Here is a 24,993-nt window from a genome sequence, read left to right as displayed (position 1 = left end):
AATCTACGCTAAACATCAAAATGACTGTGAACTAACAAAGGCTCGACCTGAAACGGTGAGGTTTTTATTGGATTTTTCCAAATCACTTCACATTGTTGAATACGGCAGTCTAAGTTTCGAGAACAACTTGAATTAAAAACATTCCAACAAGCAAAATTGGCCCGTTATTTACGGGCCTTTTTTGTTTTGTAGTATGTATTCAACACCTCTTTTCTTCCGATAGTCCGGGTAATAATATCCTTGTTCAGGTCCCAACCGCGTGCCGGACTGTATTCACGGCCGTACCAAATGATTTGGAGGTGAAGGTCGTTCCATAACTCTTTTGGGAACAGTCTTTTCGCATCCTTTTCAGTCTGTATCACATTTTTTCCACTAGAAAATCCCCAGCGGTACAGTAGGCGATGTATGTGCGTATCAACCGGGAATGCTGGAATACCAAATGCTTGGGAAACCACCACACTGGCAGTTTTATGACCTACGCCCGGCAGTTCCTCCAAAAGGGCAATGTCTTTGGGTACCTGACCGTCATACTTCTCTATTAGTATTCTTGATAGTCCATGTATGCCTTTGGATTTCATGGGCGAAAGTCCTACTGGTTTGATGATTTCTCGAATTTCTTCAACCGATAGCGTCACCATATCATAGGGATTATCGGCCCTGGCGAATAGGAGAGGCGTTATTTGATTTACCCGAATATCGGTGCTTTGGGCCGACATAAGTACGGCTACCAATAGGGTATACGGATCTTTGTGTTCCAGGGGAACGGGTATTACGGGATATAACTCCTGAAGTGTTTGTATAGCGAATTGAACCTTTTCTGCTTTGGTCATTTTTGTTTAACTTTGTATTTAAAATAATAAACATAACACATTTAATAAGACTGCACCATGAATACTTTAAAAGTAGGGGACAAAGTTCCGGATTTTTCGGCTAAAGATCAAGATGGAAATACCATTAATCTATCGGATTACAAAGGAAAAAAGGTCATCGTTTTCTTTTATCCGGCCGCTAACACCCCGGGTTGTACCGCAGAGGCTTGTAATTTGAGGGATAATTATGCCGAACTTCAGGCCCAAGGCTACCATTTATTGGGGGTGAGTGCCGATTCCCAGAAAAAACAATCGAACTTTAAAAAGAAATACGACTTTCAGTTCCCTCTATTGGCAGATGAGGATCACACCGTAATCAATACTTTTGGCGTATGGGGTCCCAAAAAGTTTATGGGTAGGGAGTACGATGGCATTCATAGAATGACTTTCGTTATCGATGAAACGGGAACGGTTTCCAAGGTTATCGAGAAGGTAAAGACCAAAGACCACGCAGCACAACTGCTTGATTAAGAGCTTTTATTTCTTGTCAAATGGGGTCTTGCTTATGATAATAAATAGGCAGACCCTTTATTTTTTTACTTCTTCCACCTTCTCCGGAAGTTGTTTTCTGGTAAACAACTTTTTTTCTTTGATCATCTCGGCAATTCCTTCGGGCAACATTTCTTCCCAACCGTCTTCACCATTCATGAGTTTCTTAAGTACATCACGCGAAAAAATGTGCATGATCTCGGGGTCATAATCGATAATGTCCATCACTTTCCCATTGTACTTAAAGAACTTGTAGAGCTCCTTCATTCTCGGGTGTACCTTCACATTGTTACTGGTCATAATTTGCCCGGTTTCCGTATTCTTCATGGGGTAGAGGTATACCTGTAGGTCCTTGAAAAATAGTTTTCCAAAGGCTTCCAAAATGCCACCGCTAAGATGACGGTAGTATTTTTCATCAAAAATATCGACCAGATTGTTTACGCCCATGGTCAACCCGATCTTGGCCTTGGTATAGTTATTGAAATATTCGACCAGCTTGTAATATTCCTGAAATTTCGAAATCATCACTGTCTGTCCCAACGAGCATAATAGTTCGGCCCGGTCCAAAAAATCTTGCTCATCGATTTCCCCTGATGCCTTTAGATTGCTAAGCGTGATTTCAAAAATGATAATTGTTTTTTCCTGATCTACCGATGGATCTCGTATGAAAATTTCATAGGACTTGTGAAACATATCGGTATTCACTTTGGTCACTGGCCTAAAACTACCCCTTAAAGCCAATATGTTTTTTTTGTAGAGTTCGGCTGCTGGCAATAGATTATTACCATCGGGGCCAAACATTACCGCATCGGTCATGTTGTTTCGTATGAGCTGAAGACTCATCAATCGATTGTCGACATCCTTGAAATTTGGTCCGGAAAAGTTTATCATATCGATTTCGATGGTATCCTTGTCGATGTGATCGTACAAATATCTCAACAGTTTTCGCGGCTTGTCGTATTTGTAGAAGGCGCCGTAAATAAGGTTTACCCCGACCGTTCCCAGGGTTTCCTGCTGAAGTCGGGCTTCGTTTTGCTTGAAACGGATGTGCAGAATGATCTCATCGAACTCTTTTTGGGCAGGGTCTAACTGAAAACGAATACCCACCCATCCGTGGCCCTTGTAGCGTTTGGAGAAGTCGATGGTTGCCACGGTGTTGGCATAGGAGAAAAAGAGTCTTTCGGGATGTCTCTCCCTAGAGATACGTTCTTCCATTAATTCCATTTCATAGGCCAGCATTCGCTTTAACCTCGCTTGGGTAACATACCTCCCATCCGCTTCCGATCCGTAAATGGCATCGCTAAAGTCCTTGTCGTAGGCACTCATTGCCTTGGCAATGGTTCCGGAAGCTCCTCCAGACCGAAAGAAGTGTCGTGCTGTCTCTTGCCCGGCTCCAATCTCGGCAAAAGTTCCATAAATATCGGGATTTAGGTTAATGCGAAGTGTTTTTGCCTTAATCGAGGGAATATTTTCAAAAGAGGTGTCCCTTTTTAGAACTGAAGCCATTTTGTGGATTTTGCTATTCGTACCAATCTAGATAGGACATCGTACGTTCCGATTCGTTTTCCGGGTACTGTTCCATTCGTATTATGGCAACAAAGTTAAGAAGTTCGAGGCATCTTTTAACTAATTATGTTATAAATTTGACGTTGGATGAAGTCTGGTTTGAAAATCACTTTTTTAGGCACCGGCACCTCGCAGGGGGTGCCTGTTATCGGTAGTACCCACCCAGTATGTCTAAGTAAAAACCCCAAGGACAAGAGGCTTCGGGTATCGGTCATGGTTTCCTGGGAAAACTACAACTATGTGATCGACTGCGGCCCCGATTTTAGACAACAAATGCTGACCCATAAAGTGTCTCGGTTAGACGGCATTCTTTTCACGCACGAACATGCCGACCATACGGCGGGAATCGATGACATACGCCCATTTTTCTTTCGCCAGGGCGACATTCCGATTTATGCCCATGAACGGGTGGTGGCCGCTTTGAAAAAACGGTTCGATTACATTTTTGCAGATGAGAATCGGTATCCAGGGGCACCGGCCGTAGCGATTAATACCATTGAAAAAGATACGCCTTTTAAGATTGGTGACACCGTAGCAATACCTGTCGAGGCCTACCATAACCGTCTTCAGGTATTCGGTTTTCGCATCGGCGGTTTTACCTATCTTACCGATGTGAAGACCATAGAGGAGAAAGAGCTGGAAAAGATTATGGAATCGAAAATTCTAGTAATCAATGCACTTAGGGAAGAACCGCACCACTCGCATTTTAATTTGGAAGAAGCCTTGGCCTTCGTTGAAAAAGTGCGGCCAGAAATAGCCTATTTTACTCACATAAGCCATTTACTCGGATTTCATGACGAGGTGGAAAAAAAATTACCGAAAGGCGTACATTTGGCCTATGATAATTTGGTAGTAGAATTATAGCGACGGAAAAGTCCAACAAAAAATCGAATGTAAATAGCGTTGAAAACAGGTTGGGGTCATGAACTCCACAGTAGCTTTCAATTCGTTTGATTCACAAAAAACACGCGTTTTGAAAAATAAAATATTCCTTTACTTATTTATTTTTGCCGCTTTGATCGGCCTGTACCTCTTTGTGAGTAGCGGTAAGATGGCAGAAGCCAAGGATGCTACTATCGAGAAATTGGAAACAGATATAGTCGAGCTCAAGGATTCGGTCCAGAAAGCGCAACTACAAGTGCTCGATATGCAATATTTTTCGTTGCAGAACAACGATGATGCCCTTGCCTATTATGACCATCTAAACTTGGAGGATCCTTCCCGTTATATCGCGGACAAACTGCTGGAAACGAACGAGCGAAAGGGCGACAACCCCCTAATTCCTTATGAAGGAATGGAGAGCGACTTCAAAATCAATAAAATCAAACTTCTCAATCACAAATGGATCATTACCGATTTTTCGGATGGGAAGTACTGGGGCGAGCTCTTGATAAAGTATGAGCTGAACGACGATTTGGGGGTCGACTTCACCTTGATAGACCATCTCTTATACACCAGGAGCAATTAAGTGTTGCGTTCCAACCAGCTTTTAAAGGCATAAAAGTTCTGCGGTGATACACCATGGCCTACGGGAAACTCTTCGTATACATGTGAGACACCAAGCCGGTCTAGAAATTCGGGTATTTGTTGTGCCCAAGCAGGGGGGATTACTTGGTCTACTTGCCCGTGCGAGGCATAAATATTCAAATTCGAATGGTCTTTTTCCCGATAGTCATCGACCAGTATACGTTGGTTGACATAACCACTCAAACCAATAACGTTTTTGATTTTATCGGGATAGGATAAGGCAACCGCATAACTCAAAATTGTTCCTTGGCTGAAACCTAGCAAAGTAATCGCATCTGAATCCAACTGATAGGTGCTACAGGCTTCCTCTATGAAAGTCACTATTTTTTCTCGTGAATCCTTGGCCTGTTCATCATCGCTCCATTTACCCTGTGGTGCATCGAAATGGATAGCATACCAGGCATATCCAAAAGGTTCGAGTGGGTAGGGGGCGCGAACTGAAATGACGGCATACTCAGGCGGTAGTTCCGGGGCAAACGAAAAGAGGTCTTCCTCATTGCTGCCGTATCCGTGGAAAAGAAAGATAACCGGTGGTTTCCCCTGTTCCAGGGTCGAGGGTTTTATCAGATGTTCGAGCGAAAGGGGTGCGGTGGTCATGCTACGGGATAAAGGTAAACCATTTTTGAAAATAAGGACCGAGTACAGGGACCGAGTTCGTTTTTTCGGAGATGGCCCCGATAAAGCCATAGCCCCATAGCACAATGTAGCAGATATACAGTCCGTACCAAGCATACACATTGAACCACTGACTTAAAAAGATGGCAAAGCCTAGAAAAAAGAGGTGAAGTCCGAATGCCTGACGGGTGTGGAAACGTGCAAAGGCATGTCTAGGTTCCGAATTCATGCTCATGGCGATCAATGCACCAACAATGGTCAAATAGGCAACGATGGCGGTGGTTTTTCCTTCTACTTTAGCATTCATACTTCAAAGTTAGGCCAACCAGGCATACTTGACAAAAAAAAGAGGCCCGTTGAACCTCTTTTCAAATAATATCCAATTATTGGAATTACGCCCCTATAGTTCCGATAATAGGTAGTGGCTCTTCCTTTAAATTAATAGCGTTGACCAGGCCTAAAATCCATAGTACGAGAACGCCCAAGGAGATGACCGTAGAAATGATTCCCAATCCGGATGGAAGAAACTGGCCTAGTATTACATTAGCGAAACCAAGTATGGCCACTCGTACGGACTGTCCGATATGAAAAGCGGCAAATTCGTTCTTTTTATCGTTATTCATGATAAAAGCGATTAACAGGCCAATCCAAGTGATGTACGCAATAATGGCCATTGTCTTACCTGCTTCTTTTGTTTGTTGATCCATAATGTTAAATTTAAGTTTGATTTCCAGTTAAAACATAAAAATAGTCAGATTATTACTTTTTCTCCCTTGATACTTCCATAAACAACGCCTTTAACCTTGCTTCCAACAAACACACAGTTTTTTGAAGTGCTGAGTAAATCGGTTGGCTGAAACATTTTTTCCGTATCTGGTTCGAACAAGGTCAAATTGGCCAATGCTCCTTGACCAAGGAGTGGCGAAGGCACCTTGAAACGCTTCCTTCCCCTTGTAAGCAAAGCGATGGTCGTCTCCATATCGAATAGCTTGTTCAATATGCCAAACGCACTCTCAAGCCCCACGGTCCCATACGATGCATTATCAAACTCGACCCGTTTTTCCTCGATGTCTACAGGAGTATGATCAGTGGTTACAAAATCGATAGTTCCGTCTTTTAACCCCTTTATCAAGGCCCTGTTGTCACTTTTGGTGCGCAATGGCGGCATTACCTTGAAGTTGGCGTCAAATTCCTCCAAAACCTCATCTGTAAACCAAAGGTTGTGTATGGCGACGCTACACGTCACATCCATTCCCTTTTTTTTAGCCTGCGCTATCAGTTTTACCGAACCGATCGTGGATATAGTCGGGATATGTAAGGAGCCTCCCGCGTATTCCAAGATGGAAAGATCCCTGGCAATCTGTAGTTCTTCGGATAGGGCGGGAATTCCCTTAAGGCCTAACTTCGTCGAGGTATGGCCTTCATTCACGACGCCTTTGCCCGCTATTTTGCTATCCAACGGAAACGAATAAATCAATCCCCTGAAATTTTGACTGTACTGTAAGGCGATTTTCAAAAGGTTTGAGTTGGCGATGGGACTTTTATAATCGTAAAAACCAACGGCCCCTGCATTTTTCATATCGTAGAGCTCCGCAAGATGCTCGCCCCCTGCCAGACTGGTCAAAGTACCCAAGGGGTACAGTCCGGTGAGGTGCTTCTTAGCTGCATTTTTTAAAAAAACGATATCGGAGCTGCTATCGGGAACGGGGGAGCTATTTGGGTTTAGTACAATATCGGTGAATCCGCTTTTAGCTGCAGTGTAGAGTCCGTTGGCGATTGTTTCCCGTTCTTCGTAGCCGGGTTCCCCGAAACTGACACTACTATCGAACCACCCTTTTGATACATGTAGATTCTTTATATCGATAATCTTGGATTTACCCTCCGGTGCTATGTTGGCGGCGATTCTTTCGATAAAGCCATTTTTGATAAGAATATCCCTTTTTTTTAGATGAAGCGCCTTGTTGTCGGAGTCAACGATTTTGGCCGATTTAAGAAGTATGTTCATATTGGCTGGATAAGTCTATGGTACTTGAGAATCATTGATAGTACTTCGATGATTTTGCCTTCCGGTTCCCGAAATTGGTCGGCGTTCATCGAATTAATTTTTGGATTAGGATTTCGACAAACAACATTGACAACGCTAAAATAACAAACCATTTCCAAAGCTCGGTGATACGGTTGTCTTTTTCCATCTCTTCAAAAAGGGCAGTTATCGATGGGGAATTTGAGCTTCCCTGCAATTGATCGGTAGCCAAATAGGTCAATACGCTTTCCTTCCTTTGATGGTTGAAACTTAGATTTCTTAAGATACGATCATCGTCCTTGATATTGTAAATACCATCTTCGTTAAGACTGCCGTCAAAAGTGAGGGTAACCTTGTTGGGCATCGACTGTTGCCGGGGTATAAATTCATAGCCCTCTTTAGTCACTTTAAGAATATGATCTTTCGCTAGTACAGTGCTTATATCCAGATTGACTTGTTCGCCCAGCACACTATAGATTACAGGTAGTTTAAGGCTATTGATTCCCATATTGTAAAAGGTCGGAACAATCAAAGGGGAGTTGATGAAATTTGAGTTCTTCGGGGCAATAGACCCGGTGAAAATGTATACGCCATCATTCCCCACCAAGAATGGGCTTTTATCTTGAAAAGCGAGTAGTTTGGGAGCATTGGTCCGAATACCGTAATATTGGGATACTTTTGGGTATTGAAAGTTCGACACTTGTTTTTCGAACACGTCTCGGTATAAGGGGTGCGAGAAACTGATGTTGGTAATGTCTTGTTCGGCACTTATCTTTTGGACCAAATTAGTCGAAAAGTAGCCTGAAAGCAAGGCGTTGTAGGTAGGTAGGTCGCAATTATCCGCAGGAATCACGACCAAGTGCCCTCCGCTTTCGGTAAACGACTTTAAATTGGTAATCAAGGAGGTTGGAATCCGTTCCAATTCGTTCAGAACAATCAGGTTTTGAAGCGCTAAATCGCTGTAATTCAAGTTTGATAGGGGGAAATTATCGAATTGGAATTCATCATCGGTAAAAATCCGCCTGAGGTAAGTAGCGTCTGCACTACCTATTGAAAGCGCATTAATTTTTTCTTTTCTGTCGAGATTAAAATACAATTGGTTGTCATAGCTCAGACCGTTGTCAGAGATGGTAAGCTTTCCGTTTACACGTTCATTTTCGGGAAGCGTAAAATTGACGGTTGCCTTTCCTTCATCGTTGAAGCCAGCGGAAGTCTTAGCGATTAAGGTGTCGTTATTAAATAGGGAAACAGGCGTGCTTTCAATGGCCCCGTTCGCAGAAAGAAGTGCCGTGAGTTCTTTGTTTCCTGCAGTAGTGGTTGCGATAAACGCCGAATCCAATGAAACATTATCCCTTTTATCGGGTGTCATTTTGACCAAATGGGTGATGGTTCCGATGAGGGAATCGGTCTTTGAAGAAGCTATCCTAGTCTGGAAATCGGAAAGCACGATCAAGTTCTTTTCGGTGGCCGCATCTTGGCTGAAAAAGGTACTTCCCTTTAGAAAAATCTCTTCCAGATTTAGTTGTTTTGAGCTGTAGGATACTGCTAAGAGCTGATTTTGTATACCCTCAATGGTTACATCCCTAAAAACCTGTTCGTTGGTGAAAAGGGTAAAGCGTTGGTCTTTGGGAACCGATCGAATCAAGGTTTGTATGGCATCATCTAGCAAGGGGGTGCCTTCTTTTTTGGCCTGCATACTAAACGAATCATCTAGGTAGACAATAATTTCTTTTTCCCTTAAAGCCGACTTTTCCGCAAAAAAAGGTTGTGCAAAGGCTAGTACGAGACCGGTAAGCAACAACAGTCGTGTCAATAACAACAACCATTTTTTCAAGGTATTGCTACGGCGCGATTCGGCAACTACCTTTTTGAGGAACTTGACGTTGGTAAAGGGTGTTTTCTGAAATTTTCGAAGTTGAAAAAGATGAATAAAAATAGGAATCAGGAGTAGAAGTAAGGCCCAAAGGAGTTCCGGATATTTAAACTGCATTTCCTATGTTGATTGCGCAAATGTAGGGAATTCAAGGGTTAAAGTTCAAGGTTCAGGGCCAAAAGTTTTGATATTTAGGAAAACTTAAAGGTTGGTTCTTTCCCACTGCCCAGGCCGTTAGCAAAAAAAGAAATAATCCTTCATCGGTTCTTGACCCAAATCGGAAAAATAAGCCCGAATCATGCACTGTGCTTCCTCGTTGGCAACAGTGATAATGCTTTGGGGTGATTTCAGCTTCTTCAGATATTCGAAGTGCAGCATTTTTTTACCGTATATCTCCTTACCGATTTTATTGGGGTTGTCACAGAGCCAATAAAAATCGACCCCACGTTCCAGAAGTCCTTTAGCGATTTCTTTTCCTTTGTTTCCCGCGCCCCACACGGTCAACGGACGTAGTCGGTCATGTTCCAGCTTGAGGAAATAGTGCAGTTTGATATCCAAAAAATAGTTTTGGGCATAATGCTCACTTGTACGGGAGGTGCGGGTATCGTAATCCCTCCAATAATGTAGTAATTGGTTGCAGGGGATACATTTCAATCCTTTTTCATAAAAGCGAAAGGTCAAATCATAGTCTTCGGGATATCGGTCGGATTCGAAGGCTCCAGAGTCATCTAAATCCTCGTGATACACCATCCAGCAAGGGGAGGGGATAACGCACTCTTTATAGATTTCACTGTAATTAATCCCTCGTTCTATGAGTCCGTTTAACCAAGTCTCATAACGTTCGTACCCATTACTGATACCCCGATGGGAGAAATATTTCACTTGTCCGACCGCAAGATGGCCCGGTCCGTATTCCAATAATGCCGCTACCATCACCAGTAGCTTGTTCGACGTCATAATATCATCGGAATCCATTCTTGTCACCAACGTGCCCTGACTTTTATTATATGCGGTACGTAAGGCCTCAATAATGCCATTGCCTTCATTGAGTAGCAGGTGAATCCGGTCATCCTTTTGGGAAAATGCTTTTAGTATTTTGAGACTACCGTCCGTAGAATGGTCGTTGACCGCCCATACTTCCCAGTGGTCATAGGTTTGGTCCAGTATCGACTGAAGGCATTCCGGAAGGTAGGTTTCCGTGTTTTTGAAAGGAATCAAGATACTGACCAAAGGCTTTTTCATGGTGTCAAGTTATGAAAAGCTTGAAAGTCGCCGGAAGAATGTAGCTCATAATTGAAACTTTTTGTTATGGAATAATTCTGACGAAACACTTTAACGAAAAGAAAATCCTTTCTATATTTGCCGCTCCAACGCTGAAGCTCGGACGGGCAAGTCCCTCGATTTTAGTGGTAGTTTTTTTGGAGGAATGGCAGAGTGGTCGAATGCGGCAGTCTTGAAAACTGTTGAGGGTCACACCTCCGGGGGTTCGAATCCCTCTTCCTCCGCTGGGTAGCAATCAAAGACTACCATAAACCCTGTAAATCGATGATTTACAGGGTTTTTCATTTTTATTGATTTCAAATAATATCATTTAATTGCAACAAATAGGTGAGTGATTCGGTGAGTAGTTCCATTGTTAAAAAGTACTCACCGATTAGAGGGTTAAATCACTGATATTCTGATACTTAAAATGTTAAAGAATTAGTCATTTTAAAGCCTTTTTTTGTACCTTTTAGGTGAATAAAAACCACTCACCTATGAATGACTCCTTTTCCATCCTTTTTTATCCGAAGCGAAATGATGCCAATAAACGCGGCCAAGCCCCGTTGTATATGAGGATTACGGTGGATGGAAGGCGTACCGAACTGAGCATACGAAGGAAGGTAGATATAGCCAAATGGGACACCTCCAAAGAGAAGATGAGAGGTAATACTCCCGAACTTAGGGAAGTAAATTCGCATATGAGCAACATCCGAATGAGGATCTTAAAACTCTATGACAAGCTCATTGATGAAGACAGGCATGTAACGGCCGTAATGCTTAAGGACACCTATTTAGGGAAAAAGAAGCCGGAAAAAATGTTGTTGGAGGTTTTTCAGGAACACAACAACCAAGTAGAGCAACTCGTAGGGCAGGATTTTGCAGCTGGTACTGCAGAGCGTTACCGAACGGCAAAGAAACATCTGGCAGAGTATATTAAGCACGATTATAAAAAGGATGACATTCCAATCCAGGATGTCAATCACAAGTTTATCACAGGATTTGAATATTATTTAAAGGCTGTCAGAAAGTGTAGTCATAACACAGCAATCAAATATGTGGTCAACTTCAAGAAGATCATTCGCATTGCTTATGCCAATGATTGGATTACCAAAGACCCCTTTGTCCGATGGAAGGTGCGCTTAAAAAATGTGGAACGGGAATATCTTTCCCGAGAAGAAATTGACCATCTCCTAGAAACGAATTTCCATACCCTCCGGCTGGAACAGGTACGAGATATCTTCGTTTTCTGCTGCTTCACGGGTTTGGCCTATGCCGATGTCAAGAAATTATCAAAAGAGGATATCAATAAGGGAATTGATGGCGAATTATGGATTAATACCTCGCGGACCAAAACTAAATCAAAGGCAAACATCCCTATTCTTCCAACAGCCCAGGCAATCCTAAACAAACATGCATATAGTCCAGATTTAAAAAATGATAGAGTACTTCCAGTACTAACGAATCAAAAAATGAATGCTTACTTAAAGGAAATTGCCCATATCAGTGGTATTAAAAAGAATCTTACTACGCACTTAGCCAGACATACATTCGCCACAACGGTAACGCTCTCAAATGGAGTTTCAATCGAATCGGTAAGCAAAATGTTGGGGCATAAAAATCTCAGAACTACTCAGCACTATGCCAAGATTTTGAATAAAAGGGTGAGCCAGGATATGCAGATGCTCAGAGATAAATTGAAAACCAAGGATGTGCTTCAGAGCACAAAATAAAAAGTAGTGTAATCTATTAATTTATTACCTATCATATTTGATTCACATTTCTTTAGTTAATTTTATCTCATTTATCCAATCTTCTATTATCTCAATAAAAAATAGGGCTAGAACAAAGAATTTTTATGTTTTTTTATCGTTCTTGTAGAACATTTACCATTTGAAGCTGGCCAATTGTATAAACTAAAATCGAAACAGTTTCTAAGTCCAGCTCATAATTCGCGAATTATGAATAATAAAATTGTTGTCCCTTTCCTATTATTTCTGATACTCCTATTGAATAGTGCCTGTAGCAAGGATAGCCCTACCAATACCCCGATTCCCAAAGAAGATCCTACCGTTGCCGTTACCGGAATAGATATTGTTCAATCTGATTTTACCCTTCACGTGGGTGAATTCCAGCAATTATCGGCTGCTTTGCAGCCTGCAAATGCAACCAACAAGTCCATAGATTGGGAAAGTAGTGAGCAAGCTATTGCCAGTGTGGACAATTCAGGTAAAGTAACTGCTATTGGCCCCGGTACATCTATAATATCTGTGACATCCAATGAAAATGCGCAAATAAAGGCTCAGGTGACCGTGGAAGTATTGGAGGAGCCATCTGCTAGCGCATTTATAACTACATGGAACACAGAACTGGGAACTCCATCTGAACCTACAGTTGTAATTCCTACCTTTTCAGGTGAGATTTATGATTATAGTATAGATTGGGGAGATGGAGAAACAGAGAGTAATTTGACCGGTGACGCCACTCATGTATATCAAGAACAAGGAACCTATCAGGTAAAAATAACAGGTCAATTTCCAAGAATCTATTTTAACTATCAATTTACATCGACGGGTGTACGTAAGAATTTAATATCCGTAGATCAATGGGGTTCTGGTGAATGGACATCTATGGAGCTAGCGTTTGCTGGTTGTGATAATCTGGATGTCCTCGCTACAGATCTACCGAACCTTAGTATGGTATCAAGTATGAATGAGATGTTTTCTTTATGTCGTAAACTGGAAGGTAACCTCAGTATAAATTCTTGGGATGTATCTACAATTACAGATATGGGAGCTCTATTTGCTCAATGTGACGCTTTTAATATGGATATTAGCTCATGGGATGTGGGCAAGGTAGAAGATATGTCAGGTATGTTTTTAGGCTGCGACATTTTCAATCAGAATATTGGAGGATGGGATGTTAGCTCAGTGAAAGATATGGGCAGTATGTTCAGTGAGACCTCGGCATTCAATCAGGATATTGGGAATTGGACTACTGGGCAAGTGACCACTATGCAGTGGATGTTTGCATCCAACACAATATTTAACCAAAATATTGGTGCATGGGACGTGTCCAATGTAATCGATATGAGCTATATGTTCCTTTTTGCTACATCTTTTGACCAAGATTTAGGTTCTTGGAATGTTTCTGAAGTTAAGGATATGACCAATATTTTTGATGGTACGCAATTGTCGACTTTAAATTATGATGCTTTATTGGAAGGTTGGAATAGTCTGACTAGTTTACAAGTTAATGTGTCCTTTGATGGGGGTAACAGTCAATATTGCAGCTCGGAATCCGCAAGACAAAACATTATGACTAACTACGGTTGGACAATATCCGATGGTGGTTTAAATTGTGATTAGTAGTTACCGTTATTCCTGGTATTTCCATTTCTGCAATTTGGATAACATTGAAATTATGATCTACCCCCAAATCATACCCCTAACTTCTGCGCGCGGATCCTGTCCTGTTTTTGTAGAGTTCCGATAGATAAGCGCCTGCCTCGCCCAAGGCAGGGTTGACAAAAACAGGATAGGGCGCATCCTACTTTTGTATTTGAAAGCCGGTTTACCGGTATTCGAAATTAGGGATACGAAGTAGACCAATTTTGTATAGCAAGAGGATAACACGCTAAAGCGGTGTTATAATTCATATACAATTGATTATCAATTAAATACATTGCTGGGCAAAATTGCTTTTCCGTGATTTTTTACGAAAAAACGCTGGGAAGCCCCTATTTATGGGAAATTTTTTATGAAAAAATCACGGAAAAATATTAATTGGCCTCGCCAGCAGATTAGTTTGGTTCCCGATAGCTATCGGGATTGGGACTTGCAGCACGAAACTTCGTTTCGCTCGCTTTTGCAAATCAATGAATGCTAGTTTTGACCAAAAAGGGCATTTTTTTTGCGCCTATAGGGAGAAAAGCCAGATGTCTTTGTGGCAACAAAAAGACACATCTTGACTTACTCATGAATTTTAAATTAGTAGCTACTATCCTCTACTAAGAAAAATGAGAAAATTTTAACGTTGAAAAGAAGGTTGTTTTAGAAGATTCTCAGGTAAAAAGGTAATCCCGAGAATTCAAAAAACTATATAAGAGGTGTGTTGTTTCCTGGATTAAAAAAAGAATCTTAGCACTTGCGCCCTATTTCGATTTTAATTCACGCTTACCTATCTGGACGCTATAAAATCGAAATAGGATCCGGCGCAGGGTAAGTTATGGTTAGATTTGGGGGAAGGCGCATTATAATTTACTATTTCATTACTAACGCCTTTTATGAGCACCGTTACTAATAAATCTCCAGAAGGACTATTTACTATGGGCTTTCTCCTCAAAAGTATACTTGCTTATTCTCAATATACAGAAAAAGACGAGCAATGTTGCTTGTAAGGTATAATCTGAGAACTCCATAAACGAATGAGCTACATTATTTCTAATATCCTTACCTTTTTTTGTAAAACAGTGTTTAAACAGAGTAATGTCTTTAATTGAAAAATGTTTTCTCACAATATCGTTCTCCAACAGTTCCTCCAGCAATTGTTCTCTCAACACCCCTCTTTTCTCAGTAGTTGTATGGCCTCCACATAGTCTTATGAAATCTCGTAGCAATCCTTCAAATTTCAGGGTTAAAGAATCTAGTGCTAATATTAGATTGTTGACCCTATTTGTGTTCATTAAAATATAATGCTCATACTGTGAGAATAAATTCTGAATTCCGGGCGCCAATAGTGTCAGCCATGAGGTATCCTCATCAGAGTCTCGAAGTCCCATACTGCGCTTAAACTTCAAATTAAACCATGTATGTTTTTCTAAATATTGGTAAATCTTGTAGTAGTTTAATTTACCTGAAATAATACCCTCTGTGAATACTTTTTTAAATAGACTTTCAACACCAATGCCAAGTGATATAGTATAAGATTGAACTATTTCTTTATCGATTTTCTCATCATCAGTTAGTTCTCTGTAATTACTATTAATATCAAATACACTGGTTTTAAACAAACTGTGAATGGAGTCTTTCATTCTCTCTCTGGCAATCTTTTCATTTTTTTCAGGGTCAATGAGTAAGTCCTCATCAACCGAAAAATAGGCAAGAATGGATTCAGTAGGCCAATCTAGAATAATTTTAGATTTCCATTTGAGGAATTTATTGAACATTTCCGTATGCTCTTCATCCAGTGTATATTGAATGTGCCTAAGTTTAACTTTTTGCTTTAGACGATTATACTTTTTAAATAATTTATTTGATTCTTTAATTTTGCCAGGTTTTTTATAAAATCTGGCTTTATTACCAATCGTTGTAAATTTTATAAAATCTTCATCTTTTGGATGTTCTTGTAAAATAATGTCTTCGTTAATTGCGAGCTTTTCGTAGATGCTTTCGGTTGAAATATTGACTTTTTCATAGAGCTTTAGGCTCAATTCTAAAATATTCTTGTTCGCAAAATATGATGTCGGATTTTTTTCCTCAAGCCAGCCAGGTATACTTCTGGCTACCTTTTTTAACTCTGATTTTCGAAACAATTTACTCTCAAGAATTAAACTCAGAATATTTAATTTGACCCATATAGGAAGTTCATTTGCCAGTTCTAAAATAATCTCCCTTGCTTCATTCTGAAGTTCTTTTGTTTTATGAGACAAGTATGCAATTTCAGAAAGAATGATAGACAATTCCCTAATTTCTTTTGCCTTTATCAAATTGATTGATTGGATGTATTTTCTATTGCAATTTTGGAGTATTTTTTATGGTGGCATTCTTGCCAAATAAGATGTGCATATCTTGACTTCAATATTACATTTGAAGTTTCGCTGAGTCGACCTTTGAAGTAATCAATATCATCCTCAGTAAGTCTTGTTTTTTGAATCTTCCCTTTTTTGTCAACAAATTGGGCATTACTTTCCAATATGCCCATATTAATATTAAAACTTAACGCTTTTCTCTCTGAAATAATCTGATATAGACAATTTGATTCTCTAAATTTATCTACAGTTTTTAAACCATTTTGAATATTCCAAATATTTAAAGATTCTATGCCTTCAAGTGATTCATAAAACTCCAGAAGTAATGTGGATTCGTCCATTTACAGGGCACGTATTTCTAGTTCTGATTTCAATTTGACATAAAATTACAACTTTGGTAAAAGACCAAATCGAATGTGCCAAAAGTCCTTAAGAAAATTTTGAATATCTCCTAATTAGAATAGTGGTTAAATATAGGTGAGTAAATCGGTGAGTGTCTTTAAAATAGTAGAATTTATATAACTGATATTCAATTATTTAAATCTTTGGTTCTTGTCCCTCTTCCTCCGCAAATGGAAACCCGCAACATCGGTTGTGGGTTTTTGTTTTTCTTGGAGCCTTCAACCAAATGGTTGAACGGTCGCAAGTATAACAAAAAGTCGGCCACTCTTTTTCGCGCGGTGAAGATTTGAATGCTTCCTTGGGATTCCCTATCGGGATGTACCGGCGAATGCAAGGTAAACCCTTTTTCTCCTCAATACAGCGCAATTTTAGTGCAACTTGAAATAGGGAAATGTTATTAATTTAACTGATTGTTTTTTTCTCTTTCAAAAGACACGCCACTTACGCGTTGGTCTCCAATAGCAAATCCTTTTACGATTCTTCGCTCATCAATGTCAAATTTGATTTCACCAAACCCAATCCAAAGCATTTCATTGCCGTTCCAGACCACTGTGCTATTGGGTTCGGCAGGGTACACCTGCATCGGCCGTTTATTGTTGACTCCTAGGAATAATTTGTTTTGCTGTTTAAAAAAAGTATAGGTGGTCTGTAATTCCTCACTTTTATAGACACCTACATATTTGGCTAATTCCTGTATGTTTTTAGGAGCTGCGGCATCAAATTTTCTAAAGGTCCGCCGTGTGCTCCCAAAATAGATGGCCAAGGGTGCTTGGTCATCATTTGTTCCGAATAGTAGTCGCGTTTGTCCATGGGAACAATGCAATAGGTATTCATTTTGCGAAATAGGTCGCAAGTATTGTTTTTGCGCATAGTTTCCACTATCCAAAAAAAGGCTGTCGTTTTGAAAGGAAATCCTTCGGTAATAGTTCATTTGGTCGGTCCAATAATAGCCTGCCCGTTCTTTGGAAATGGATTCCGGTATATTGATATTTTGTGTGTTTTCTTGAACAACATTGTCATCCAAGGTTTCATTTTCAAAAACACCTTCAAGGATTATCTCGGCAATTTTAAGGGCATCCCCCGTAGGATTGAGAAAGGCGGAATTTCCCAAAAGGATTATGGTGGTCCCCTGTTTGGGAAAACGTACCATATCCACCCGAAAACCCAGCATACCCCCATTGTGCTGTACCACCTTTTGCCCCTTGTGTTCCCAGACATTGAGCGCACGCGCATAATCGATTTCACTACCGTTGTTCAGTATTCCTTTTTGGTACATTTTTGCAGCAAAGTTTTTTACCCCCAATACATCTTTATAGAATGCTTCGTCCCATTTTAACAAATCCTCAACGGTTGTGATGATGCCGCCATCCCCATAAGCATCGAATACTTGCACTCGTCGTTCGAATCTGCCATTGTCAACAGGCCAGTAACTTACCGCACGGTTCGGTACGACCTCATTATGGTTATCACAGACGAAAGTATCCTTCATTCCTAGGGGTTCAAAGACGCGTTCTTCCAAAAATGCACGCAAGGATTGGCCGCTGATTTTTTCAATGATTTTGGCCAGAACAGCATAACCCCCGCTACTGTATCGGTGTTCTGAGCCTGGTTTGAAGTTGAGCTCCTTTTGCGCTTTAATGAGTCCGTATAAATCATCCGTTGAAAAAACTTCTTCAAAATTCCCGTCAATACCTTGAAAAAGCTGCAAAGAGTTGGTTTCCCGCACTCCGCTTGTGTGGTGGATAAGATGTTCGATGGTGACTTCGTAATTATATGTTGTGAAGTCGGGTAGGTACTCTTTAATCGATTTTTTGAAATCTAGCTTACCTTCCGATTCTAAAATGAGCAATGCAGCTGCCGTAAACTGCTTGGCCATACTACCGATATAGAAAGCAGTACTATCGGTTATTGGTATGTTATAATCGAGATTGGCTTTTCCATACCCTTTGGAATGCACCAATGCTCCATTTTGAACAATCCCCAGGGCATAGCCTGGTCGATTACCATCATATTGCCTTAGTAATGAATCAATCTTTTTCCGCTTCTCTTTTGAGATAGAATACTGACCAAAAGCAGGTAACGCTAGAATGAGAATACCGAGAATATTTAAAACACGTTTCATTTAGTCCTGATTTTTAGATTGATTGTTCAACCCTTGTTGCGCTTCAACAGTGTACCAGTTTTCTGAAAAGTTCTTGGCACCTACGATGCGTTGAAAATAGATCGTGGCTTTTTCTGGCTCACCGGCTTTATCATAAAAGCTGCCCAGATAATAATTAGCATAAGGATTATTTGCATCTTGCTGCAAGAGTTTTTCACCTATCGCAACCAACTGTGTGTCGAAGTCATTGAACTCGCCCAAGCCTCTGTGAAAAGCCACCTCTTTTAAAAAGGACAGATTGTGTAGTAATGCCAGGTCTGCATACTTTAGATAGTCCGGATATTTTGTGAAGAGGTGATTCAATAACTTTTTACTCACCTTAAATTCATTGACATCGTACCGCGCCATAAAAGAAGCGGCCAATGCCTGTGCTTTTAATTTTTCACGATATAATGCAGACTTAAGGGTAATTCCACTATTACTTTCTTCAAAGAGTGGCATTTCTTCCTGTTCAAAGACTAAATTTTTCAGTAAACTGAGTACGAACAGGGAGGAAGTCCCATTCCCATAAATCAAGCGAGCAGGGTCGCTCATCAAATTGTTGTTTGCCATTACTATTAAGGTGATATCTTCAGACGGTACTTTCAACCAAAGGCTGGAATAACAATCATATTGCCCATACGCCCAAACTATTTTTTTCCCTTCAAAGCTTTCGGTAAAAATACCATAGCCGTAAGGCAATCCATTTTTAAAAGCTGAGAACATTTGGATTTTGGATGATTCGGGAATCAACCTATTATTATCCAGAGCATTGTCCACTTTCGTTAAATCACGGGCCGTGGAAACCAGACCTGCAGCAGTGGAAAAGCCAAAATCGACAAAACCCTCTTGAATACCGTCATCAAGAATATAAGGCTTGGCAAATGGCGCTTTTCTAGTATTCAAAGAATTAGAATCCTTTAGAAAAAATGTATGCTGAAGTTTTAAGGGACTGAGAACCTTTCTTTGCATTCCGGCTTCAAATGTATCGCCCAATGCCTTCTCAATGATATTGGTCAAAGCTCCAAACCGACTGCTGTAATAAAAGTTCTCACCAGGTGGTATTCCCTGTGAAGTGTGCGAAAGGATATGTTTTACCTGAATGGTCTTTTCAAAAGGGTCGTTTTCAAAGAACTCGTTGGCCGGCGAGTTCAATGAAAGCTTTCCTTCTTCAACCAATGACATCATTGTAATCCCAGAAAACACTTTGGTCAGGGATGCAATTGGAAACAGCGTTGTGCTATCTACTTTTATTTGGGCCTCAATGTCACTGTAGCCTAAGTAGTCTTCGTAAATAATTTCATCATCTTTCTTTACGATAACGGCCATTCCAGGTATTTGGAAATAGGCCTTCAAATCGGTCATTTCTTTCTTGAAGGTGGACAGTCCATTATCCTGATTGGTTTCTTTTTTGGTTTCCGAACAGGAAATCAAAAGCAGTGCTACTATCGATAGGCAAACGCTAATTTTCTTCATTTTTATGGGTGGTCTTTTAATAGGTCAGCAGATTCAATAACCGCAAAGTGATCGTTCTTCCCCAATAATTCTTGAAGCACACCTACGTGCACTTGCCCGGTGATAAACAAAATACGTTGGCCGTTACGCTGAAGTGGAGTGTTAAGGATATTGGAATATATTTTTAGGTTACGCTCATAAAAAAGGGATATGAACTCAGCGCCAATATATCTTTTGTCGATAGTTTCTTCGTCAATTGTATCATATGAAGCGAATTCACCCTCTTGTACATAAGCTGGGATGTTGAACAATAATTGATGGGATAGCGCAATATTCTCAGGCAGGTTCATCTTTAAAAGGGTTTCCGATAATGCGGCTTCACCCTTTAGAAAATTGCCCACAACACTTCTGCCCAGGTTCTGAAACTCGATTAATGCACTTTGATACTTTTCAATATTGCTGCCTGAACTTATCAGGCTTTGCGAGGTGCTTTCGTAATGATTCACACATTTTGGGGCCTCCAAATCGAGCATTTTTGCCAGTCGAAACGCCAATTGATACACCTCGCCTGCACCATTTTTAAGTTCATTTAATTTGAGTTTGTCAGTTTTGTAAAGCCCATAAAGGCTGTCTATTTGGGGTTGGTATCGCGGTTCGCGTTCAATATAGATTTGGTTCGGGTTGAAGGCTTTCAATTTCTCAAGCACCGTATCTATTTCTCGTTGTCTTTTGACGCCAAAAAAGTTGTTAGTTTCACTTTCACCATCATGAAATTGGTCGAAATGAAAGGTTCCTAGTATGGAGATTTCAATCTTTTCATCATCTTGGGCAAAAGCAGTTTGAGCCAGCAAAACTCCTACTAAAAAAAGCATCTGTTGGGTTAGTTTAGTCATATTGGTTCAGTCTGTTAATGATTATCAATGTTTATAGTTTAAGGTCACTCGGCTCATAGCGTATAAATCCAGTATCTGTGGGAAGCTGTCGTTTTAACAGCCAATATTTTTTGGCATCCCTTATCGTCGTCCCAGGGTTATCCTTCAAAAAATCCCGGGTATATTGGTTGTACATATTATGGTCGGCGATTTCACGCTTAAAATTTGGGTTTTTTTTTCGGTCCTCAAGTACTTTCCATTGCTCTATAGCATCCTTTAAGGTTTTTCCCGAATTAGACTTTACCCAATCCATAAAATCACTGTGGCAGGAAAACCTCCTGCCAATATGATCTTTCATAAACCGTCTGAAGTTGGGGCCAAAGGTGACATTATCTGTTATGATGGTCTCTAGAGTTAGGTTTGCCTTCGCCCAATCAAACTTTGAGTCCTTTTTTAACGTGGTTTTTTGAAGCAATTCACCATTATTGTCAAGAGCGTAGGCAATTCTATCTTGCAGCTCAAACTTGCCTCCTGAATATGGAAGGTTGGAATGTTTACAAATGTCTACCAACTCTTCTTTCAACCAATACCATCGTTTGAACTCGGTTCCCGATTTTATATCCTCAAATAAAGGTCGTTGGTCATTTTTCATTTAACTATCATTCAGCTTTACCTGTTATTTGCTTTCCAAGGCTCAGCGTCTCTTCGATGATGGGGAAATACACATTTTTACCATTATCGGAATTAGTAAAAACAACCACACCTTCCCCTGTTTTTGGCAAGAGCATAATCAGGGTATTTACGCCCTTATCCCCACCGGTATGCAATAGTGCGTACTGGTCATCTTCCAGATTGGGAAGGATTTCCCAGCCCAGACCCATTTTAATGTTGTGCTCTTTTCCATTCTGTTGCGCGACCATCTCATTGAACAGTTCTTTTGAAAGGCCACCGCCATTCAAAACGTATTCCGCAAAACGACCGTAGTCCTCCAAAGTTGTCAATACATCGTCTGCAGCACTTGTTGACTTGTTTTTATAGGTTTCATAAACTTTCCCATCTTTATCGTGCCATTTTGCAAAACGACTTTCATCAGTGGTTTCGTTCCAGTAGAAATACGTATCGTCCATTTTTAGTGGTCGAAACAAAAGAGAATCGGCAAGTTCTTTCAGTTTCTTGTCAAACTTTGCTTCCAACGCATTTTTTAAATATTCAAACCCTTCTCCAGAGTATTGAAAACCGTGTCCTGGTTCGAAATCGAATTCCAATCGACCGGACTTATTTTGACGCCGCCAATTCTTAAATCCCGATTGATGGGAAAGGATGTGGCGTGTAGTAAGTTTTTTGCTATTTGGGTTATCTACAACATCTGGGTCTGTCCAATAGTTATATAAAGGTTGGTCCAAATCCCAGTTACCATTTTCAACCAATTTTAACGTGAGCATAGTTACGATGGGCTTGGTAAGGGAAGCTACATTGAAAATGGCATCATAGGGCGCCGTTACTCCGCGCTCCAATTCCCCGTATACGCCAATACGTTGCAATTTGTTGTTTTTTAAGATGGCAACTCCCATTGCTGGAATATGGTGTTCTTTTCTCAGGACCTCAAATGAAAAAGACGCTTCTTCAATAATTCCATCTATGTCATTTTTCATTTGCCCGGGGGTCTTGTGGTTGTAGCTCAATACCCTTTTCAAAAGCCAATCATTATCTTTTTTAATCCATAAATGTGCGAAATCAGCTATGTTGGTCAGATAAGGTTCTTTGTTTTCTTCTATGGCATAGAATTCGTGAACACCCTTTTGCAGAAGACCGTAGATTTCTCCTCCAGATAGTAAAGGATGGACCTGAAAACCTTGACTGGTCAATCTTCTCTGAGGTTTGTAATCAAGAGCGCAAATATTGTTTCGAATGCCCTTAATGAACTGCTCTTTTCCCTCGCTAAAACCTGATTGGTCGTGATAGAACTCAAAATCAGGGTCAACTAAACCATGAAGTATATCGGTATTACATTTATTAAAGGCCTCTTGGAACAAAAGGCTATCCAATTTCGAAACTTGTTTATATATTGGATGTTCGATACCTAGTTGCGCTTCGATAGAACAGCTTACAAGAACCGATACGACTATTACTACTAGCGTTTTAATCTTTTTGTTGTCCATGACAAAATTTCGTTGCAATTATAAAATTTCACTTACTAATTCACCGCTAAAAAAGCGTAAGCCGATGCCCCAAAACCATAAAATGTAAAGTTTTGGATCGACTATCTGTTGAGATACTCGGAGGGTAAAAACCCATGTATTTTTTTGAATGCTTTTGAAAAGTGGCTCATGTTGGTATAACCCAATTTATACCCCACAGTGGAAACGGAATCCCCATTCTCGGCGAATAAATCCAATGCCCTTATCATCCTGCGTTCTGTTATTTCTTTTAACAGGCTTTTGCCGTATACCGCTTTACATAGATTCTGCAGTTTGCTTTCGCTGAACCCGATTTTTTTAGTAAGAAAGGAAACTTTCAACTCTTCACCCAAATTTTTATCCACATAAATCATAAGTTCAAACAAACGCGAAACATCGTTATAACTTGAAACCCCAAGTTGCAAGTGTTTCCCACGGTTCTGAATTTTATCAAAAAATAATGACAAAATTTGCAATGTCTTTCCATGAAGAAATGATTTACGGAAACTGCTTTGACGATTAGATTTGAATATGGATAGTAAAATAACGGTGATGCTACTGTTCAATCGTTCATACATAAAAAACGGCGTAGCCTTTTCAATCTTTTCCAGTAGCGATTTTATTTCTTCGGAAAAGAAGCTGGCCATCCAGTGCTTGTCCAATACAATATGAAATTGTTGATTGTAAAATCCTGCTGGAAACTCTGCATAAGACTCCACACTGGCATTTGCAAAATAGGCGCCGTGGGTTAGGCCATTTGCCGTATCGTCAATTCTATGGTCCGTGACATTAAGTTTTGCGGTACCGGATAAATGGAAATCCAGAATCAAGAGGTCATCGTTATCCGTACCTAGTCGCCTAACCACTACGGGTCGATTTTGATGAAATTGACTTAATTGAATCGAAAGATTCTCGTGTAGTCTATAAAATTCTACACTTGCTTCAATTTGGTCATTTTTAGTCTCAAATCTTGGTGCGTTAAACTCTTGCCCAATGGCATTGGCAATGTCCTTGGCCAAAACATCGGTGTGATCGATTTTATAGGCTACTTCCAGCATTTTTTTTGGTTCTGTTAGAATAGACAAGGTAAGATTTCATTCGTTACGTAAAAACGGAAAAGGGGTACTCTTTATGGAATCGGGGTTTTCAATCACCTTCTCACCCATTCAAACCACAACACGGACGGCGGTACCAAAAGCGTAAACAGCATTAATTGTAGCGATACAGCACATGAAATGGGCTCCATCAGTTTATTTTTGGGAATAACTTAAGGTTATTTCTAGGCTGCCCTTGGCCAGCCCAAAATCTTTAAAAGCGTTCGGGTTTTGCTGGCTCCCACCTCACATATTGACAAATAGAAGCCAGAGCCATCTTAGCCGACCGCGACCTCTCTGCCGGGCTGTTAGGCGTACTTGTGAGCTCGTCGGTCATGCAAATAAAACTGATAAAAAATCACGCTATGAAACTAAAAACGCAACAAAACGTACCAACCCTCGAATTAGATTTGGTTAACGACACCCGATGGTCGCTCCAGGAACAAACACCGAAAAATTTCACGCTCTTGGTATTCTACAGAGGGTTACATTGCCCGGTATGTAAAAGGTACTTACAAAAGCTTCAGGATAGAATAGAAGCGTTTACCGCACGTGGCATCAATCTTATCGCCATCAGCTCCGATTCGGAGAAGAAGGCAAAAACCGCTTATAGGGAGTGGGAGGTGAAGGATCTTCCCATCGGATACGAATATCCCATTGAAGAGGCCCGAAAATGGGGTTTGTATATTTCCAAGGGTATAAAGGAGGAGGAGCCTGAAATCTTCATCGAACCGGGATTGTTCTTAATACGTCCAGATGAAACCCTGTACAGCGCTTCCATCCAAAGTATGCCCTTTGCACGACCCGAATTTGAAAACCTTTTGAAGGGTATCGATTATGTCCTTGAGCACGATTACCCCGCAAGGGGCGAAGCTTAAAAAA

Annotated in this window: 22 protein-coding genes and 1 tRNA gene; 7 read left to right on the top strand and 16 right to left on the bottom strand. The window is 40.5% G+C overall.

Features of this window, described 5'->3' with window-relative positions:
- Positions 1–164: 164 nt before the first annotated feature.
- On the bottom strand, positions 165–830 hold the full coding sequence (locus FK220_RS07525; protein ID WP_152573705.1) for an endonuclease III domain-containing protein: 666 nt from the start codon (positions 828–830) through the stop codon (positions 165–167).
- Positions 831–887: 57 nt separating this feature from the next.
- Here FK220_RS07525 and bcp point away from each other — a divergent pair, with 57 nt between their 5' ends.
- Entirely contained in the window at positions 888–1,340 is a 453-nt protein-coding gene (bcp, locus tag FK220_RS07520) for a thioredoxin-dependent thiol peroxidase (protein ID WP_152573704.1), read from the top strand.
- A gap of 57 nt (positions 1,341–1,397) precedes the next feature.
- Here the strand turns inward: bcp and FK220_RS07515 are convergent, their stop codons facing one another.
- Positions 1,398–2,864, bottom strand: coding sequence for a nucleotidyl transferase family protein (locus FK220_RS07515; protein ID WP_152573703.1), 1,467 nt, complete (start codon positions 2,862–2,864; stop codon positions 1,398–1,400).
- A 147-nt stretch (positions 2,865–3,011) separates the two neighbouring features.
- Here FK220_RS07515 and FK220_RS07510 point away from each other — a divergent pair, with 147 nt between their 5' ends.
- Entirely contained in the window at positions 3,012–3,788 is a 777-nt protein-coding gene (locus FK220_RS07510) for an MBL fold metallo-hydrolase (RefSeq protein ID WP_394352419.1), read from the top strand.
- A 109-nt stretch (positions 3,789–3,897) separates the two neighbouring features.
- On the top strand, positions 3,898–4,392 hold the full coding sequence (locus tag FK220_RS07505) for a hydrolase (protein ID WP_152573702.1): 495 nt from the start codon (positions 3,898–3,900) through the stop codon (positions 4,390–4,392).
- Here FK220_RS07505 and FK220_RS07500 read toward each other — a convergent pair.
- The 6 genes from FK220_RS07500 to FK220_RS07475 all read right to left on the bottom strand — a co-directional run bounded on the left by FK220_RS07500 (position 4,389) and on the right by FK220_RS07475 (position 10,204).
- Entirely contained in the window at positions 4,389–5,048 is a 660-nt protein-coding gene (locus FK220_RS07500) for an alpha/beta hydrolase (RefSeq protein WP_152573701.1), read from the bottom strand. The genes FK220_RS07505 and FK220_RS07500 overlap by 4 nt on opposite strands.
- A 1-nt stretch (position 5,049) precedes the next feature.
- Positions 5,050–5,373, bottom strand: a complete 324-nt coding sequence (locus FK220_RS07495) for a hypothetical protein (protein WP_152573700.1) — start codon at positions 5,371–5,373, stop codon at positions 5,050–5,052.
- A gap of 85 nt (positions 5,374–5,458) precedes the next feature.
- On the bottom strand, positions 5,459–5,773 hold the full coding sequence (locus tag FK220_RS07490; RefSeq protein WP_152573699.1) for a DUF4870 domain-containing protein: 315 nt from the start codon (positions 5,771–5,773) through the stop codon (positions 5,459–5,461).
- 44 nt (positions 5,774–5,817) lie between these two features.
- Positions 5,818–7,071, bottom strand: coding sequence for a dihydroorotase (locus FK220_RS07485; RefSeq protein ID WP_152573698.1), 1,254 nt, complete (start codon positions 7,069–7,071; stop codon positions 5,818–5,820).
- 85 nt (positions 7,072–7,156) lie between these two features.
- Positions 7,157–9,079: a BatA domain-containing protein gene (locus FK220_RS07480; protein WP_152573697.1), complete on the bottom strand. Its 1,923-nt coding sequence runs from the start codon at positions 9,077–9,079 to the stop codon at positions 7,157–7,159.
- A 117-nt stretch (positions 9,080–9,196) separates the two neighbouring features.
- The gene (locus tag FK220_RS07475; protein WP_152573696.1) at positions 9,197–10,204 is read right to left on the bottom strand and encodes a glycosyltransferase; all 1,008 of its coding nucleotides are present in this window, start codon (positions 10,202–10,204) and stop codon (positions 9,197–9,199) included.
- Positions 10,205–10,382: 178 nt separating this feature from the next.
- Between FK220_RS07475 and FK220_RS07470 the strand changes: the two genes are divergently transcribed.
- From FK220_RS07470 to FK220_RS07460, 3 genes are all read left to right on the top strand, one after another.
- Positions 10,383–10,467, top strand: a tRNA-Ser gene (locus FK220_RS07470).
- 252 nt (positions 10,468–10,719) lie between these two features.
- Positions 10,720–11,955, top strand: a complete 1,236-nt coding sequence (locus FK220_RS07465) for a site-specific integrase (protein ID WP_152573695.1) — start codon at positions 10,720–10,722, stop codon at positions 11,953–11,955.
- Positions 11,956–12,183: 228 nt separating this feature from the next.
- Entirely contained in the window at positions 12,184–13,590 is a 1,407-nt protein-coding gene (locus FK220_RS07460; protein WP_152573694.1) for a BspA family leucine-rich repeat surface protein, read from the top strand.
- Between the two features lie 950 nt (positions 13,591–14,540).
- Here the strand turns inward: FK220_RS07460 and FK220_RS07455 are convergent.
- From FK220_RS07455 to FK220_RS07420, 8 genes are all read right to left on the bottom strand, one after another.
- Entirely contained in the window at positions 14,541–15,929 is a 1,389-nt protein-coding gene (locus FK220_RS07455; protein WP_152573693.1) for a DUF4209 domain-containing protein, read from the bottom strand.
- On the bottom strand, positions 15,926–16,312 hold the full coding sequence (locus FK220_RS07450; RefSeq protein ID WP_152573692.1) for a hypothetical protein: 387 nt from the start codon (positions 16,310–16,312) through the stop codon (positions 15,926–15,928). The genes FK220_RS07455 and FK220_RS07450 overlap by 4 nt, the downstream gene beginning before the upstream one ends.
- 458 nt (positions 16,313–16,770) lie before the next feature.
- On the bottom strand, positions 16,771–18,495 hold the full coding sequence (locus tag FK220_RS07445; RefSeq protein WP_152573691.1) for a serine hydrolase domain-containing protein: 1,725 nt from the start codon (positions 18,493–18,495) through the stop codon (positions 16,771–16,773).
- The gene (locus FK220_RS07440) at positions 18,496–19,989 is read right to left on the bottom strand and encodes a serine hydrolase domain-containing protein (RefSeq protein ID WP_152573690.1); all 1,494 of its coding nucleotides are present in this window, start codon (positions 19,987–19,989) and stop codon (positions 18,496–18,498) included.
- A 2-nt stretch (positions 19,990–19,991) separates the two neighbouring features.
- Positions 19,992–20,861 (bottom strand): DUF5694 domain-containing protein, encoded by an 870-nt coding sequence (locus FK220_RS07435; RefSeq protein ID WP_166204826.1) that lies wholly within the window; start codon positions 20,859–20,861, stop codon positions 19,992–19,994.
- A gap of 31 nt (positions 20,862–20,892) precedes the next feature.
- Positions 20,893–21,492: a DUF6434 domain-containing protein gene (locus FK220_RS07430; protein ID WP_152573688.1), complete on the bottom strand. Its 600-nt coding sequence runs from the start codon at positions 21,490–21,492 to the stop codon at positions 20,893–20,895.
- Positions 21,493–21,499: 7 nt separating this feature from the next.
- The gene (locus FK220_RS07425) at positions 21,500–22,999 is read right to left on the bottom strand and encodes a serine hydrolase (RefSeq protein ID WP_152573687.1); all 1,500 of its coding nucleotides are present in this window, start codon (positions 22,997–22,999) and stop codon (positions 21,500–21,502) included.
- A 101-nt stretch (positions 23,000–23,100) separates the two neighbouring features.
- Positions 23,101–24,075 carry a helix-turn-helix domain-containing protein gene (locus FK220_RS07420; protein ID WP_152573686.1) on the bottom strand — a complete coding sequence of 325 codons (975 nt, stop codon included), beginning with the start codon at positions 24,073–24,075 and terminating at the stop codon, positions 23,101–23,103.
- Between the two features lie 401 nt (positions 24,076–24,476).
- On the opposite strand from FK220_RS07420, the gene FK220_RS07415 reads away from it, so the two are divergent.
- Entirely contained in the window at positions 24,477–24,989 is a 513-nt protein-coding gene (locus tag FK220_RS07415) for a redoxin domain-containing protein (protein WP_152573685.1), read from the top strand.
- Positions 24,990–24,993: the final 4 nt, after the last annotated feature.

It is taken from the genome of Pelagihabitans pacificus, assembly GCF_009371985.2.
Classification (GTDB): domain Bacteria; phylum Bacteroidota; class Bacteroidia; order Flavobacteriales; family Flavobacteriaceae; genus Pelagihabitans; species Pelagihabitans pacificus.
The sequence above is the reverse complement of the archived record's forward strand: the minus strand, read 5'-3'. Positions and strand labels throughout refer to the sequence as shown.

Excerpts from the sequence above, each read along its gene's own strand:
- FK220_RS07525 (WP_152573705.1), bottom strand. The coding sequence starts at position 830 with ATGACCAAAGCAGAAAAGGTTCAATTCGCTATACAAACACTTCAGGAG.
- bcp (WP_152573704.1), top strand. The coding sequence starts at position 888 with ATGAATACTTTAAAAGTAGGGGACAAAGTTCCGGATTTTTCGGCTAAA.
- FK220_RS07490 (WP_152573699.1), bottom strand. The coding sequence starts at position 5,773 with ATGGATCAACAAACAAAAGAAGCAGGTAAGACAATGGCCATTATTGCG.
- FK220_RS07430 (WP_152573688.1), bottom strand. The coding sequence starts at position 21,492 with ATGAAAAATGACCAACGACCTTTATTTGAGGATATAAAATCGGGAACC.
- FK220_RS07435 (WP_166204826.1), bottom strand. The coding sequence starts at position 20,861 with ATGACTAAACTAACCCAACAGATGCTTTTTTTAGTAGGAGTTTTGCTG.
- FK220_RS07425 (WP_152573687.1), bottom strand. The coding sequence starts at position 22,999 with ATGGACAACAAAAAGATTAAAACGCTAGTAGTAATAGTCGTATCGGTT.
- FK220_RS07465 (WP_152573695.1), top strand. The coding sequence starts at position 10,720 with ATGAATGACTCCTTTTCCATCCTTTTTTATCCGAAGCGAAATGATGCC.
- FK220_RS07500 (WP_152573701.1), bottom strand. The coding sequence starts at position 5,048 with ATGACCACCGCACCCCTTTCGCTCGAACATCTGATAAAACCCTCGACC.
- FK220_RS07420 (WP_152573686.1), bottom strand. The coding sequence starts at position 24,075 with ATGCTGGAAGTAGCCTATAAAATCGATCACACCGATGTTTTGGCCAAG.
- FK220_RS07440 (WP_152573690.1), bottom strand. The coding sequence starts at position 19,989 with ATGAAGAAAATTAGCGTTTGCCTATCGATAGTAGCACTGCTTTTGATT.
- FK220_RS07510 (WP_394352419.1), top strand. The coding sequence starts at position 3,012 with ATGAAGTCTGGTTTGAAAATCACTTTTTTAGGCACCGGCACCTCGCAG.
- FK220_RS07475 (WP_152573696.1), bottom strand. The coding sequence starts at position 10,204 with ATGAAAAAGCCTTTGGTCAGTATCTTGATTCCTTTCAAAAACACGGAA.
- FK220_RS07485 (WP_152573698.1), bottom strand. The coding sequence starts at position 7,071 with ATGAACATACTTCTTAAATCGGCCAAAATCGTTGACTCCGACAACAAG.
- FK220_RS07415 (WP_152573685.1), top strand. The coding sequence starts at position 24,477 with ATGAAACTAAAAACGCAACAAAACGTACCAACCCTCGAATTAGATTTG.
- FK220_RS07460 (WP_152573694.1), top strand. The coding sequence starts at position 12,184 with ATGAATAATAAAATTGTTGTCCCTTTCCTATTATTTCTGATACTCCTA.
- FK220_RS07450 (WP_152573692.1), bottom strand. The coding sequence starts at position 16,312 with ATGGACGAATCCACATTACTTCTGGAGTTTTATGAATCACTTGAAGGC.
- FK220_RS07445 (WP_152573691.1), bottom strand. The coding sequence starts at position 18,495 with ATGAAACGTGTTTTAAATATTCTCGGTATTCTCATTCTAGCGTTACCT.
- FK220_RS07495 (WP_152573700.1), bottom strand. The coding sequence starts at position 5,373 with ATGAATGCTAAAGTAGAAGGAAAAACCACCGCCATCGTTGCCTATTTG.
- FK220_RS07480 (WP_152573697.1), bottom strand. The coding sequence starts at position 9,079 with ATGCAGTTTAAATATCCGGAACTCCTTTGGGCCTTACTTCTACTCCTG.
- FK220_RS07515 (WP_152573703.1), bottom strand. The coding sequence starts at position 2,864 with ATGGCTTCAGTTCTAAAAAGGGACACCTCTTTTGAAAATATTCCCTCG.